Genomic DNA, 14,505 nt, shown 5'->3' on the forward strand with positions numbered 1-14,505 from the left:
CCTTTATTCATCAAAAAATGCTTGACCGACTTTATAGTCATCACTTAAAACCATAATACCTTTTTCTTGAGGTGCGTTAGGTAAATTTAATTCTCTCATTGAGCAAACCATACCGCTTGAAGCAACACCACGTAATTCAGCATCTTTAATAACCATTCCACTTGGCATTACGGCACCAACTTTAGCAACAACCACTTTTTGTCCAGCTTCTACATTTGGCGCACCACAAACAATTTGTAAATGATCATTACCGACATCTATTTTTAAAATACTTAATTTATCCGCATCTGGATGCTTATCTTTAGTTTCAACATAACCAACTACAAATTTAGGAGATAAATCTGCATTTAGTTGATACGTTAATCCAGATTCATTAATAGCTTTTTGTAATGCATCTACAAGCTCAGAAGTTAATTTAATATGTCCATTACCGTTGATTTGATGATAATTTGAAAACTTAAATAGATTGAAGCCAACAATCGTTCCTTCTTTACTAATTTCAACAACATCTCCAGATTTCTTATATTCAAACGGTCCATCTGTAGGTTCAATTTGTAGAAAAGCTACATCCCCTACGCCTTCTTTATTGTAAAATAAATTCATTTTAAATCTCCTCTATATCAATTATTTCTTATTATTAAATTTTTTACGATTTGCTTCCAATCGTTGTATCACATTGGGGTCTCTTTTTTGTTTGTTATTTTTACCCAAAATGAAGATAGGTTCGAAGTGACCTTTTTCATAACCAAATGATAATGAAGTAATAGGAACTAATCCTTTAGTAAAGAATTCCATAGTTAAATGTGCCATTACATCATAACCAGTTTTATTTCGAATATCAGCAATAATTAAGACATCTTGATGTGGTACAGCTACTAACATTTCACCTTCACATTGTTGATAGATATCATCTAAAAATTTGGTATTTAAAACACGACTGGCATCATAGCCATCATTAGAGTTTACAAAATAAAAAATATTCCCTTTAACTTCATCTGTTTTATATTGATTATTAAGTTTACGTATATTAAATAGTGACATTTCCTTAACTTGTTGTTCAGTCAATCCAAGTGATTCAAGCATACTTTCATCAATTAAGCGATAAGACTTACCTAAATCGAGTGCATAATAGATATTTGTTTCTGCTGTATGCTTTTCAATTATAAATGGATGACCATCTTTTGTTTTTTTATCAAAGCTTGTAGCACGAATGACAGGCATAATCTGAATGTCATTCATTTTCTCAATACTTTGATCATCCATTTGAGCGATGGCTTCTTCAACATAATATACAATCTCATCTATAATTTTCTCTTTTTGGACTTCATATTTAGCGACAATAGCGTTTAATTTGATTGTTACGCCTTTATGATTGTCTTGTCTATATATACGTAACGTTTCTTCTTCACGATCAAATTTAAAATCAACATTTAAATGCGCTAAACGTTGTTTCAATTTATCTCTTACTTGAAAAACATTCATGTTTAACACTCCTATATTCGCACCTTATCCTATTTTACAATAAATTTGTGGTCAATTACAGAAAAAATCAATTGTACATATCATTCTAAAAACCTTTTAAATGCTTTATCTATTTATCAAACTGACTTAAAAATTCATCGATTTGTTCGATAGATTTGCGTTCTTTTCCAATGTAACTTCCTACTAATTCGTCATCTTTAAATACTAAAAAGCTTGGAATACCCATGATATCATGTTCTATGGCTAAATCTATAAATTGGTCTCTATCTACAGAAACGAAGTTAAAATCTTTATATTTCTCTTCCAATTGAGGTAGATCAGGTTCAATGACACGACAGTCAGGACACCAACCTGCCGTAAATTCAAATACGGTATGTTCTTTCTTAAGTGACTTGAATTGTGATTCAGATTCTAAATTAATCATTTTATTCGCTCCTTATTCTTGAAATTGTAATTTATTAATTTGTTCTTCAGTTAAGTTGAGTATAACTTGTTCTAGTAATTGTCTTGCTGAGAAATAATCTCTAATATCAAAAACAGCATTAGTACTGTGAATGTATCTAGCACAAACACCTATTACAGCAGTTGGAATACCAATATTAGCTTTGTGAATTTCACCACCATCTGTGCCACCCGGTGAAATATAATATTGGTAATTTATATTATTATCATCTGCTAATTTAAGTAGATAGTCTCTAAATTCAGGTTGTAAAATCATGGTACCGTCTTTAATTCGAATTAAAGTCCCTTCACCTAATTCACCTGATAATTGATTTGCACCTTTAATATCATTTGCTGGAGAACAATCCACTACAAGTGCAACATCAGGTTGAATGAGTTCAGCAGCTGCTTTAGCACCACGTAAGCCTACTTCTTCTTGAACATTAGCGCCAACGTATAAATCAACATCCAAATCGATATTCTTCAACAATTCTAATATTTCAATCGCAATGACACAACCATATCGATTATCCCATGCTTTCGCGCTATATCGATGTTCAGTTAATTGCGTTAATTCAGTATTCGGAACAATCGTATCTCCTATTTCTATTCCCATCTGTCTTACTTCGTCATCAGAACTTGCACCGATATCTAGCATCAAATCTTTTATTTCTGGCACCGCTTCGTTGCCTGTTCTAAAATGTTTCGGAATATTAGAGACAATCCCTACTATAATGTCGCCTTTTCTATTGTTTACTTGAAGACGTTGACCTTGCCAAATATCGTTTGCTACACCACCAAGATTGGTAAACTGTAGCATACCATTCGAAGTAATGTTTGTAATCATGAACCCTATTTCATCCATATGCGCAGCAATCATTACCTTCTTAGCATTAGCTTTTTTAGATTTTTTAACGCCATAGAAACCACCCATACGATTTACGATAAACTCATCAACATATGGTGACATTTCATTTTTCATATAATTTCGTACATCCTCTTCAAAACCTGGTGCACCATGTAATTCGGTTAATGCCTTAATTCGTTCTAATGTTTTATGCTTATCCATCTTAACTAACACACTCCTTAAATGTATTATATCATTTTGAATATGGTACACTAATGATAAGAACTATTAATAGAGAGGTAGAGATTATGACACGTCAAACTTACAAATACATCTCAATTTCAGTTGCTCTAGTTTCAGGTATAGCCACTGTCTTTTTTATTTATTTCCTAAAAGAAAAGAATAAAATGCAGAATCCTGATAAAGTATTGAATGAAGCCAAATCTTACTTTATGAACATCACAGGATCGTTTATTCTTCATGAGCCGTATGTAGATGACAATCTATATCCAAATCGTTTCATTTTTCAAGGCGGCATTACTCAAATTAAGAATAATCAAAAGATGGAATATATCTTTTATGCAGATGCAAAATCTGGTGAAATTTTAAATATTATTGAATTGTAATAAACTGAACATTATAGGGAGCAGGACTGAATGAATATAAATTCTTAGTCCGGCTCCCTATTGTAATAGTTCATTAAAAAATGGATAACAACGTTACCAAATCGTTTTATATCACTTTCTTTATCGTTTAATTGATTGCTTAATCGTCTTTCCATCTGACTCATATTGCGTCGCGAAGTAAACATGATCATGATAATATAAGAACCAATAATCATGATAAATAAAGTATGGTATTAATCTTTCTTTTTCTCGAATAGATGTCATTGGGTAATCATCATATGCCATAACCCAAAGTGGATTGGTATGTGCATTTGTAGGTAATATATCAGACATGTGAACTGCACGCTCACCTTCACTCTCAATTGTAATAATTGATTGTCCATAACTATGACCACCAACATGCTTCATATGAATCCCTGGATAAACTTCAATGAATTCATCAAAAAGTATCATTTTATCTTCATATGTACCTCTATTTATTTCCCAATAGGTTGCTTTACTACGAATGTTTGGATTTATAAATTCATGCCACTCGTCTTGTTGCACATAGTGTATTGCATTTGGAAAAATAGAATTACCCTCTGTATCCGTTAACCCTGTCGCATGGTCAAAATGCATATGTGACATTAATACAATATCGATATCTTTCACAGTCAAATTTAATTTTTCTAAATCAAATTGAATATGACTTTCATATTCGACACCATAATTTTTAAGTTGTTTGTCTGTTAATTTATGATTTCCAATTCCAGCATCGATGATAATGTTCTTATCGCCAGTCTGAATTAAAATTGGATATGTTAAGTTAGGAACTTGATTTCTTTCATTCACATCATACTTTTTCGTCCACAGCGGTTTAGGTACAACGCCAAAGATAGCACCACCATCCATTTGCGTCATACCACCATTTAAATAAGTGATATTAAATGCACCTAACTTCATATTAAACACCTTCCATCTTTTTATTTATCAAGTATTTCAATATATGAAATAATCTTACATTACAATATCCAATTTAAGAATATATAAACAGAAAAGAGCAGAACAGAATTCTTGTCGAATTCAATGTTCCACTCTTGGAATGACGTTTTAAACTATAACAAGTGATGCATTAGCGTTCACTCAATCTCACTAACTACCGTGAATCTTCATGATGATCTAAGTCACAACTTTATATTAATGTTCAATGTCTTTATGAAATTTTGCTTCCATTCGATAAATTCTAGAACCTTTATCGGAAAATTTCTTCTCATATTCTGTCAATATATTATCTTCATCATCTTCTTCATGAAGATTGAGATTTAATTTAGTAAAGTACATACCATATTGCGACATACTTTCTAAACTAAACGCGAATAAACCTCTGTTATCCGTTTTAAAATGAATTTCTCCATCTTCTTTAAGGATTTGTTGATATAGCGCTAAAAAAGTATGATATGTTAATCGGCGTTTAGCGTGTCTTTTTTTCGGCCATGGGTCAGAGAAATTTAAATAAATACGTGAAACTTCACCATCATTGAAATACTCATTTAATTCTATAGCGTCATTACATATCATTTTTAAATTTGTTAGGCCTTGTTCTTTCACTTTATCTAGCACTTTATACATGACACTTTTCTCGCGTTCCATAGATACAAAATTAATTTCTGGGAATTTAGAGGCTAACGTTGTTATAAACTGCCCCATACCAGAGCCAATTTCTATATAGATGGGTTGTTCTTTATCAAACCACTCTGACATTTTTCCTGCATGTGTGCCATCCATATCTACTAAATCAGGATGTTCTTTTAAATAATCTTCCGCCCATGGTTTATAGCGAACTCTCATACTTGAAATCTCCCTTAGATAAATAAATTACTATTCATAACCTCGTTTAAAAATTTTAGCCAATTATTCATATCTTTGAATCTTTTTTGCTCTTCATACCATTGAACCATACCAATTGATTGAATGACTGTATACCATTTCATACGTTTATTTAAGTCTATGCTTTCTTCTACGCCATACGTCTTAAACCAGTCAGACCAATTTTTTTCGGGAACGTAGTTATAGAGCAGCATTCCAATATCAATAGCAGGATCGGCAATCATTGCGCCTTCCCAATCTACTAAGAATAATTCATCTCTATCAGATAGTAGCCAGTTGTTATGATTTACATCTCCATGTACAACCGTAAAGAAACGAGAATCCATATTGGGGATATGTTCTTCAAGGTATGTTAATGATTTACGAATAATGTGATGTGTTAATACTTCTCTTGATAGTGATGCATTAATCTTTTTCAACATGATATTAGGGGTGATGGGTTCCATTTCCATACGTTTAAGCATATTCAGTAAAGGTTTAGAACCATGAATCTTCTTAAGCAATGCAGCAACACGTGCTTGATACATTTCATCTGGTTCAAGTTCTCTGCCATTTTTCCAGTGTTGGGCTGTGACAACTTCACCTGTTTCAATACGTTTGGTCCATACTAATTTAGGTACAATACCTTCAGCTGACAATGCTGCAATAAATGGATTAGAATTACGCTTTAAGAATAGTTTTTGACCGTCCTGTTCAGCCATATATGCTTCACCAGAAGCACCTCCTGCTGAATCAAGTGTCCACCCTAATTGATAAAACTGCTCCAACTCGTTCACCTCACTTTCAATTAGAAAATGGCTCGAGAAATATAGTTTTCAAGAGCCATATATTCTAATTTGCTATAATCGTTTGTTGGAAAACACGACTATATATTTCTAAATAATTATATTTTTATACATAAGTCATTATTATAAATAAAATGTTACTGTCCCCAAACATTTATTTAAATAAATACGTCTCTTTTATCACTCAATGATGATTTTATAATTTTTAGCCTTCTTTTTCAACTGAAAATGAGAAACAAAAAGATACATTTTACTAGTCGATTATGGCTAAATTACGTTTCAATCTTTAGGTTTCATTATAACACATTTTCAGACCTTTAAACTGCGTATTTTTAATTTAATTCATGAAATTTATTTACATTATAAAATCAAAAAGAACGTACTCAAATTCTATAAATTTAGAATCAGTACGTTCTTTAATAATCAATTATTTATTTAATTAATTACTTCTTGTTTCAATGTATTTATTAAATCCTTCTTGAAGTTTGCGCGTAACAGGTCCTACTGTGCCTTCACCAACTTGCTCACCATCTATTTTAACAACAGGTGTCACTTCGGCAGATGTACTTGAAACAATGACTTCATCAGCATTTTTCAAAAATTCAACAGTAAACGTTTCTTCTTTAAATGGAATATCTTCATCTTCAGATATCCATTTAATTACTTTACGCGTAATACCATTCAAAATGTAATTATTAACGGGATGCGTATAGATTGCACCATCTTTAATTGCATACACATTACTTGAAGCACCTTCTGTAACTATATCGCCTCTATGTTGAATTGCTTCACTTGCGTTGTATTTAACTGCATATTCTTTTGCAAGTACATTTCCTAAAAGGTTTAAACTTTTAATGTCGCAACGTAACCATCTAATATCTTCTACAGTTGCTGCATTGATTCCGTTTTCCAAATCTTCAAAAGGTCGATCGTAACTTTTAGCAAATGCCATAATGACAGGCTTTACGTCAGGTGTTGGGAAAGAATGATTTCTTGGTGCTACACCACGTGTAGCTTGGATGTAAATGCCACCATTTTTTATTTGATTTACCTTTAATAATTCTCTAACTACATCAATTAATTCTTCGACTGTATATCCTAAATCTAATTGTATTTCCGCAGCACTTCTTATAAAACGCTCGAAATGTTCTGTAACTGTAAATAATTTCCCGTCATATGCTCGAATGTATTCATAAATACCATCACCGAATACATAACCACGATCTTCATAAGAGACTTTTGCTTCACTTTGATCGATAAATTCACCGTTAATAAATACTTTTGTCATAGTTTATCCCTCCACACATAGTGAGTAAATTGCTTCTAAATAGATACTTGTTGCATTGAATAATTGTTTTTTAGTAATATATTCATTCTTTTGATGCATTAAATCCTCTGAATCTTCAAACATGGCTCCAAATGCCACACCTTTATCAAGGTTTCTAGCATATGTACCTCCACCTATTGTATAGGGTTCAGACATATCGCCAGTTTGATTTCTATAAGCTGTAACTAATTTCTGTACAAAAGGATCATTTTTGTCTACAAAATGAGGTTGCTGAACTTTGCCTAATTCAAGATCAAATCCATATTCTTTAATTTCTTTAGTAAATCGCTGTATAGCTTCTTCAAATTCAAAATTTTGTGGATAACGTAAATTAATACCAAATCGGCCAGCATGTTTATGATCATAAGAAATAATACCAACATTTGTAGTTACATCGCCCATAACATCTGTATGGAATTTCATTCCCATCTTCTCACCAAAATGTGATTCGTGAAGGTAACGATTACTAAAGTCTACAAATTCTCTTGCTGTTTGATTTAGATTTAATGTTGATAAGAAATCTAATAAGTATAAGCCAGCATTAACACCTAATGATGGATCCATACCATGAACAGCTTTACCTTCAACCGTTAGGACTAACTCTCCACTATCAACGACACTCTCACCTTGTAGTTTATGCTCATCTAAATAGTGTTCGAAATGCTGAACAACGTCGGTCATGTTTTCTTTGACAAATACGCGTGCTTGAGCATGATCAGGTACCATATTGTAACGTTGACCAGATTCAAACGAAATCAATTCATAATCTGGTTCATCTTGATCTTCAGACGTACTATTTTGAACTAAATCGAAAGTTGTGATTCCTTTTTCTCCATGAATAGCTGGAAATTCTGCATCAGGTGCAAATCCTAATGCTGGCATTTCTTCCGTTTGGAAATATCTTTCAGTACATTTCCAATCTGACTCTTCATCTGTACCAATAATGATATGAATACGTTTCTTCCAATCAACTTTCATTTCATTTAAAATTTTAACAGCGTAATAGGCTGCTATTGTCGGTCCTTTGTCATCTAGCGTACCTCTAGCAATAATTGCATCATCAGTTACCACAGGATTAAATGGATCTGAGTCCCATCCATCTCCTGCAGGCACGACATCGACATGACATAAAATACCTAAAACATCGTCACCTTTACCTGCTTCAATTCTGCCTGCAATATGATCTACATCATGGGTAGAAAAACCATCTCTTTGTGCTATTTCGTACATATAATCAAGCGCTTGACGAGGCCCCGGACCAACTGGAGTTTCATCAGATGCTTTTGAATCATCTCTGACACTCTCAATCGAAAGTAAACCTTTCAAATCATCGATTATTTGACCTTCATATTCTTGAACTTTCTCTTTCCACATTCGAGATCAACTTCCTTTTCAATAAATATACAGTTTATTTTACATAACTATAACGAAAAATTACAGTAAGATGTCAGAATATTTATAGATTTTTATAAAAATTTATGTTAAAAATTTTATAAAACCTCCATATTTATAAGCTATATGACGCAATTTGTGTAAATCATACATATCAATGACCTTTAATTTTTTGTACACAAATCTTACATTCCATATTTATAAAAAAAGAATGGGACAGAATTCTTTTTAAATTCGTTGTCCCATCCCCGAAAGGATGACCAGAACTGAAAAAAGCATGATTAAAGTGTATTCTCAGTTCAGTCAGCTACTGCGAGTTGGCAAAGTAGCAATATCATATTGTTATTTCTCTTGCTCTTATAAATATCACAAAATTAATCTTTATCTTCTAACGCATTTTTATTCTTCTTTAAATCTTCTTCAGTGACTACTCTTAAATTATTATTAACAGTAGCGCCACCTTCATCATCAAATTTGCCTTCTTCTAGTGCATCTTCTTTGTTTGCATCTAAATTAGTAAATTTTGATTTTTCTTCTTCTAAGAATGATTTTGGATCATTTTTCAAGCGATTAGCGTATTCTTGAGGGTTATTTCTAACCTCTTGAATTGTTTCATTAGCTTTTGAACCTAATTGACTCGCTAATCCTTTTGCATTTTCTTTATAACTTTCTGGATCTTCTTTGTATTTATTATATTGCTCTTTTAATTTATCTCTACTTTCTTTTCGAGATAATACAACTGCTGCAGTTGCAGCACCGACACCAGCAATAATTCTAAATAAGCCTGTAGTTTTAGACATAGTATACACCTTCTCCTTTATGAATGCTGTAAAAGCTTTAATTCGTCATCTGAGAGTAACTTATACTCACCAGATTTAAGATTTTTATCTAACGCCAAATTAGCGATTTTAAGACGTTTTAATTCTAATACCTCATTTTCAATGGCATGAAACATCCTTTTAACTTGATGATACTTACCTTCATAAATGGTCACCTGTGACGTAGTCTCATTTACTCTTTTTAGTAAAGCAGGTTTAACTGGTCCATCAGATAGTGTGATTCCCTGCTTAAAAGCTTCAATATCATCATCAGATATCGTATGTTGTGAGATGACTTCATATGTCTTTGATACATGTTTAACGGGACTCATCAATTCATGACTAAACTGACCGTCATTTGTGATAAGCAATAATCCCTCTGTATCTTTATCTAATCTTCCAACAGGAAAGATATCTAAATGCTGATATTCTGGAATTAAATCTATGACAGTGCGATTCGTTCCATCATGCGTAGCTGAAATATAGCCCTTAGGTTTATTGAGCATAATATAAATATGATTAATAAACGTAATTTGTTTTCCATTTACCATCACAATATCGTCTTCTGGATTAATATGACATTTAGGTGATTTCTCTATCGAATCGTTAACTGTAACGTTCCTTTTTTTAAAAATTGCTTTACCTCAGAACGTGTACCCACACCCATATTAGCTAAAAATTTATCTAATCTCATCTTAAGAAACCAACTTTTCGACGAATTTTACCAGGTAAATCTCCTAAAAACTCATCTGCCAATCTATTTTTAATTGTAATTGTGCCATAGATGAGACCACCTACAATAACGCCAATGATCAGAATAATAAACGCTCCAGATTTACGATCAACAGATATGAACAAGCTTAAAATAAAGTACACAACTTCAACACTTATCATCATGATTAAACTATAAATGAAAATTTTAGCAACTTGAACAAATGTATCTGTAAAATGGAATTTAGCATAAATTTTCAAAATCATTAGGTTCGCGATGTTAGCGACTGTAAGCGCAATAGCAGTACTTAAAACTGCACCTGCTGTATGGAATATCATAATTAATGGAATATTCAAGATTAATTTAACAATTACAGATCCTAAAATTACAAAAACTGTTAATTTTTGTTTGTTAATCCCTTGTAGCATTGACGCAGTTACACTTAATAAAGAAATTAAAATTGCAACTGGTGCATAGTAAAATAATATTTTATTACCATCTGGATTATATTGATAGAATACAGTGTATAAAGGAGATGATAATGCCATTATTCCAAGACTTGCTGGCACTGTTATGTACATTAATACGCCAATAGATGTTCTAATTTGACGATGCATTTCTGTTAAGCGACCTTCAGCAAAAGTCTTGGTAATAAATGGTATTAAACTAACTGCAAAACCCGCTGCTAATGATGTTGGTATCATAACAATTTTGTTTGTTGTAAAGTTTAAGATAGTAAAGAAATAGTCTTTATTCGCATGGAATCCTGCTGCATCTAATGCATTATTGTGTGTAAATTGGTCCACTAAATTAAATAGTGGGAAATTCAGACTTACAATAACAAATGGAATACTATATGAAATTATTTCTTTATACATTTTAGTATAAGAAACATCTAGTCCAGAATTATCGGATGCTACCATTTTTTGAATATGTGGCTTACGTTTTCGCCAGTAGTACCAAAGCGTTAGTAAACCAGCAATAGCACCTATCGCGGCTGCAAACGTAGCTATACCATTTGCTTGTAAGTAAGAACCATGAAAGACATTTAATACTAAGAAACTTCCGATAAGTATAAACACAATTCTAGCGAGTTGTTCTGTTACCTCAGAAACAGCTGTAGGTCCCATTGATTCGTACCCTTGGAATACACCACGCCATGTAGCAAGTAATGGTATAAATACAACTACCATACTTATCACTCGAATTATCCAAGTAATATCATCAATTGTCCATCCGCCTTTGCCCTCTTTACGTCCTAAAGTTAGAGAAGCAATATCTGGCGCTAAGAAAAATAGAATTAAAAATCCTATTATTCCTGATATGGACATCACGATAAAACTTGATTTATATAATTTTTGTCCAACTTTATAAGCACCTAAAGCATTGTACTTAGCTACAAATTTTGAGGCTGCTAATGGTATTCCCGCTGTTGCAACAGCAATTGCGATATTATATGGAACATATGCATAGTTAAATGGTGCTAACTTTTCTTCCGCATTTGCACCCATAATGGCATAAAAAGGAATTACAAAAAGTACACCTAATATTTTAGTTATTAGAATACTTAATGTAATGAGAAAGGTACCTCTTACCATTTCCTTATTTTCACTCATATTTAATCTTCCTGCCTTTTTAATAATCAAATTATTTAATTTAAAACCTTTTTGAAGGGCTTGCATTACTATAAAATATATCACAAAATACTAATTGTTTACTAATGACTTTAATAGTTTTACTAAATTTAAGTTTAAACGCATAATAAATCAAGATATATATTCATTTGTTAATGAACCAATCTTAAATTATAACTAAAATTGTTAAGAATTCAATCGTAATTTAAATTATAATAATAGCACTAAGATAATAAGACGGAGGTTTCTCAATGTATCAAACAATAATCATAGGTGGTGGGCCTAGCGGACTCATGGCTGCAGTTGCTGCATCTGAGCAAAGTGAAAAAGTACTTTTATTAGAGAAAAAGAAAGGTTTAGGTAGAAAACTTAAAATTTCTGGTGGCGGTAGATGTAATGTTACGAATCGATTACCATATGCAGAAATAATTAAAAACATACCAGGTAATGGAAAATTTTTATATAGCCCTTTTTCTGTATTTGATAACGAATCAATCATACACTTTTTTGAATCTAGAGGCGTCAAATTAAAAGAAGAAGATCACGGCCGTATGTTTCCAGTATCTAATAAATCTCAAGATGTAGTAGATACACTTGTAAACACCATTAAACAAAATAAAGTCGATATTAAAGAAGAAACGATCGTTAACGATATTAATGTAGAAGACAATGGGATATTTAAAGTTAGAACTGATAAAGGCTCATTTTTAAGTAAAAGTGTCATCATTGCAACTGGAGGCACAAGTGTACCTCAAACAGGTTCAACTGGAGATGGCTACAAATTTGCGGAAAGTTTAGGTCATAGCATTACTGATCTCTTCCCTACTGAAGTTCCTATTACTTCAGCAGAACACTTTATTAAATCCAAAGAACTTAAAGGTTTAAGTCTTAAAGATGTAGAATTATCCGTGCTTAAGAAAAACGGTAAAAAACGAATTAGCCATCAAATGGATATGATATTTACTCATTTTGGTATAAGTGGACCAGCAGCGCTAAGATGTAGTCAATTTGTTTATAAAGAACAAAAAAATCAAAAGAAAAAAGAAATTAATATGCAATTAGATGTTTTTCCAGAATACAAAAATCATGTTCTAGAGGAAAAAATAACATCTATTTTAATTGAAGAACCTGATAAGTACATAAAAAATAGTTTAAGAGGACTTATAGAAGAACGATATTTGTTATTTATGCTCAAACAAGCTCAAATCGATGAAAATACTACATATCATCACCTATCAAATCAACAACTAAAAAAATTAGTTGACTGTTTTAAAGCCTTTACCTTTAAAGTGAACGGCACTTTACCAATTGATAAAGCCTTTGTAACTGGTGGTGGTGTAAGTTTAAAAGAAATTTGGCCAAAAACGATGATGTCAAAAATACAACCTGGTTTATTTTTATGTGGAGAAGTATTAGATATCCACGGTTATACAGGTGGCTATAATATTACCAGTGCATTAGTAACTGGCCATGTTGCTGGACATGAAGCAGCCATTTTTAAATAGAACAAAAGAACTTCCTTCAAACAAATTAGGATTTAAACGTTTGAAGGAAGTTCTTTTAAAATTTAATTTCTGATTACCGGTAAAGAGAGTATTTCAATCTTATTTAACATTTTTTCTTCGCTTTGATATTAATAGTAAGAATAATCCACTAATTAAAGACAATTGAGTTAATGGTACAACATCTTCTACTTTTTTAATACCTGTATTAGGTAATAAAGTATTTCCATTAAATTCTATTAATTTTAATTTAGAATTGACTCTAGGATTTTTATTTTTAGAAGCTTCTTTTTCTATTTTATAAATTTTTTCAGTATTTTTCATTTTATTAAATTTAATATCGTTAAGTTTAGCTTCAGTTTCTTCAACAATTTGACTTAATTGAGTATCATGTGTAGCTTTATCAATTCTTAATAATGAACTTTTAACAATATTATCTACAAGTGTCTTTAACTTATTCTTTTCTTCATTAGAAATATTTTGTGAATTCTCTATTTTTTCTACTATATCCTTACCTTTACTTAAAATTACTTTTTTAGCGTTTAGTTTAGCTTTAGCTAAGGTATTTATTTGTGTAATTAACTTACTATGTTTAATATCAATTGCTTTAACTTCTCTATTACTTTTCGCTTTTTTAATTTCTGCAAAAGCTTGATTTATTATTTGATCAATCTTATGTTTTGCACGCATTTTTTCTTCATAAGTTGCAGATTTATTTGAATCAATGATTGCTTTTTGCTTAGTTGCAATATCCATCAGATGTTTAATTGCTTTATTTTTCGCAATAACTGTAGTTTGAACTTTATTTATATCCAATTTACCTTTACTTAAAGATGCATCAACTTCGCTGTTGTTTAAAGATTTATCAATATTTTCTTTCGCAATTTTAATTACTTCGTCTACCTTAACTTTTGCTGCTACCTTTTCTTCATCTGTCGCATTTGGTGTTTGTTCAATTTCTGCTTCCTTAGCTTGCGCTTTTTTCTCAACCGTTAGTTCAACATGATTGATCGCGTCTACACCTGAAGATTTAGCAGTGTCTACACCTGCGTTATTTGTCGCTTGGTCTATCG

General features: G+C 31.7%; 14 protein-coding genes and 1 pseudogene. 2 read left to right on the forward strand and 13 right to left on the reverse strand.

Going from position 1 to position 14,505, the window contains the following annotated elements:
• Positions 1 to 3: 3 nt before the first annotated feature.
• From ytpR to KA858_RS00290, 4 genes are all read right to left on the reverse strand, one after another.
• Entirely contained in the window at positions 4 to 603 is a 600-nt protein-coding gene (gene ytpR / locus KA858_RS00275) for a YtpR family tRNA-binding protein (RefSeq protein WP_075108644.1), read from the reverse strand.
• A 21-nt stretch (positions 604 to 624) separates the two neighbouring features.
• The gene (locus tag KA858_RS00280; RefSeq protein WP_053030495.1) at positions 625 to 1,482 is read right to left on the reverse strand and encodes a DUF1444 domain-containing protein; all 858 of its coding nucleotides are present in this window, start codon (positions 1,480 to 1,482) and stop codon (positions 625 to 627) included.
• A gap of 109 nt (positions 1,483 to 1,591) precedes the next feature.
• The gene (locus KA858_RS00285) at positions 1,592 to 1,906 is read right to left on the reverse strand and encodes a thioredoxin family protein (RefSeq protein WP_210134723.1); all 315 of its coding nucleotides are present in this window, start codon (positions 1,904 to 1,906) and stop codon (positions 1,592 to 1,594) included.
• 12 nt (positions 1,907 to 1,918) lie between these two features.
• Positions 1,919 to 2,992 (reverse strand): M42 family metallopeptidase, encoded by a 1,074-nt coding sequence (locus tag KA858_RS00290; RefSeq protein WP_210134724.1) that lies wholly within the window; start codon positions 2,990 to 2,992, stop codon positions 1,919 to 1,921.
• A gap of 86 nt (positions 2,993 to 3,078) precedes the next feature.
• On the opposite strand from KA858_RS00290, the gene KA858_RS00295 reads away from it, so the two are divergent.
• The gene (locus tag KA858_RS00295) at positions 3,079 to 3,396 is read left to right on the forward strand and encodes a hypothetical protein (protein WP_210134725.1); all 318 of its coding nucleotides are present in this window, start codon (positions 3,079 to 3,081) and stop codon (positions 3,394 to 3,396) included.
• Positions 3,397 to 3,516: 120 nt separating this feature from the next.
• Here the strand turns inward: KA858_RS00295 and KA858_RS00300 are convergent, their stop codons facing one another.
• The 8 genes and pseudogenes from KA858_RS00300 to KA858_RS00335 all read right to left on the reverse strand — a co-directional run bounded on the left by KA858_RS00300 (position 3,517) and on the right by KA858_RS00335 (position 11,912).
• Positions 3,517 to 4,338: a YtnP family quorum-quenching lactonase gene (locus KA858_RS00300; RefSeq protein WP_210134726.1), complete on the reverse strand. Its 822-nt coding sequence runs from the start codon at positions 4,336 to 4,338 to the stop codon at positions 3,517 to 3,519.
• A 234-nt stretch (positions 4,339 to 4,572) separates the two neighbouring features.
• Positions 4,573 to 5,223, reverse strand: coding sequence for a tRNA (guanosine(46)-N7)-methyltransferase TrmB (trmB, locus tag KA858_RS00305; protein WP_107629731.1), 651 nt, complete (start codon positions 5,221 to 5,223; stop codon positions 4,573 to 4,575).
• Positions 5,224 to 5,237: 14 nt separating this feature from the next.
• Positions 5,238 to 6,029, reverse strand: coding sequence for a phosphotransferase family protein (locus KA858_RS00310; protein WP_053030507.1), 792 nt, complete (start codon positions 6,027 to 6,029; stop codon positions 5,238 to 5,240).
• Positions 6,030 to 6,486: 457 nt separating this feature from the next.
• Entirely contained in the window at positions 6,487 to 7,335 is an 849-nt protein-coding gene (gene dat, locus KA858_RS00315) for a D-amino-acid transaminase (protein WP_070855680.1), read from the reverse strand.
• A gap of 3 nt (positions 7,336 to 7,338) precedes the next feature.
• The gene (locus KA858_RS00320) at positions 7,339 to 8,748 is read right to left on the reverse strand and encodes a Cys-Gly-3M3SH dipeptidase (RefSeq protein ID WP_053030510.1); all 1,410 of its coding nucleotides are present in this window, start codon (positions 8,746 to 8,748) and stop codon (positions 7,339 to 7,341) included.
• Positions 8,749 to 9,140: 392 nt separating this feature from the next.
• A complete protein-coding gene (locus tag KA858_RS00325; RefSeq protein ID WP_053030512.1) occupies positions 9,141 to 9,566 on the reverse strand; it encodes a YtxH domain-containing protein in 426 nt (141 codons plus the stop codon).
• Between the two features lie 17 nt (positions 9,567 to 9,583).
• Positions 9,584 to 10,278 (reverse strand): annotated as a pseudogene (locus tag KA858_RS00330) (pseudouridine synthase).
• Complete coding sequence (locus tag KA858_RS00335; protein WP_053030516.1) at positions 10,275 to 11,912, reverse strand: putative polysaccharide biosynthesis protein; 1,638 nt, start codon at positions 11,910 to 11,912, stop codon at positions 10,275 to 10,277. The pseudogene KA858_RS00330 and the gene KA858_RS00335 overlap by 4 nt, the downstream one beginning before the upstream one ends.
• Before the next feature lie 269 nt (positions 11,913 to 12,181).
• Here KA858_RS00335 and KA858_RS00340 point away from each other — a divergent pair, with 269 nt between their 5' ends.
• Positions 12,182 to 13,435, forward strand: a complete 1,254-nt coding sequence (locus KA858_RS00340; RefSeq protein ID WP_210134727.1) for a BaiN/RdsA family NAD(P)/FAD-dependent oxidoreductase — start codon at positions 12,182 to 12,184, stop codon at positions 13,433 to 13,435.
• Positions 13,436 to 13,534: 99 nt separating this feature from the next.
• On the opposite strand, the gene KA858_RS00345 is transcribed toward KA858_RS00340, so the two are convergent.
• The coding region (locus tag KA858_RS00345; RefSeq protein ID WP_210134728.1) for a DUF1542 domain-containing protein at positions 13,535 to 14,505 on the reverse strand (971 nt) is incomplete at its 5' end.

The sequence above is a fragment of the Staphylococcus sp. GDX8P80P genome, from assembly GCF_017893095.1.
Lineage (GTDB): Bacteria > Bacillota > Bacilli > Staphylococcales > Staphylococcaceae > Staphylococcus > Staphylococcus borealis.

Excerpts from the sequence above, each read along its gene's own strand:
- ytpR (WP_075108644.1), bottom strand. The coding sequence starts at position 603 with ATGAATTTATTTTACAATAAAGAAGGCGTAGGGGATGTAGCTTTTCTA.
- KA858_RS00280 (WP_053030495.1), bottom strand. The coding sequence starts at position 1,482 with ATGAATGTTTTTCAAGTAAGAGATAAATTGAAACAACGTTTAGCGCAT.
- KA858_RS00285 (WP_210134723.1), bottom strand. The coding sequence starts at position 1,906 with ATGATTAATTTAGAATCTGAATCACAATTCAAGTCACTTAAGAAAGAA.
- KA858_RS00290 (WP_210134724.1), bottom strand. The coding sequence starts at position 2,992 with ATGGATAAGCATAAAACATTAGAACGAATTAAGGCATTAACCGAATTA.
- KA858_RS00295 (WP_210134725.1), top strand. The coding sequence starts at position 3,079 with ATGACACGTCAAACTTACAAATACATCTCAATTTCAGTTGCTCTAGTT.
- KA858_RS00300 (WP_210134726.1), bottom strand. The coding sequence starts at position 4,338 with ATGAAGTTAGGTGCATTTAATATCACTTATTTAAATGGTGGTATGACG.
- trmB (WP_107629731.1), bottom strand. The coding sequence starts at position 5,223 with ATGAGAGTTCGCTATAAACCATGGGCGGAAGATTATTTAAAAGAACAT.
- dat (WP_070855680.1), bottom strand. The coding sequence starts at position 7,335 with ATGACAAAAGTATTTATTAACGGTGAATTTATCGATCAAAGTGAAGCA.
- KA858_RS00320 (WP_053030510.1), bottom strand. The coding sequence starts at position 8,748 with ATGTGGAAAGAGAAAGTTCAAGAATATGAAGGTCAAATAATCGATGAT.
- KA858_RS00325 (WP_053030512.1), bottom strand. The coding sequence starts at position 9,566 with ATGTCTAAAACTACAGGCTTATTTAGAATTATTGCTGGTGTCGGTGCT.
- KA858_RS00335 (WP_053030516.1), bottom strand. The coding sequence starts at position 11,912 with ATGAGTGAAAATAAGGAAATGGTAAGAGGTACCTTTCTCATTACATTA.
- KA858_RS00340 (WP_210134727.1), top strand. The coding sequence starts at position 12,182 with ATGTATCAAACAATAATCATAGGTGGTGGGCCTAGCGGACTCATGGCT.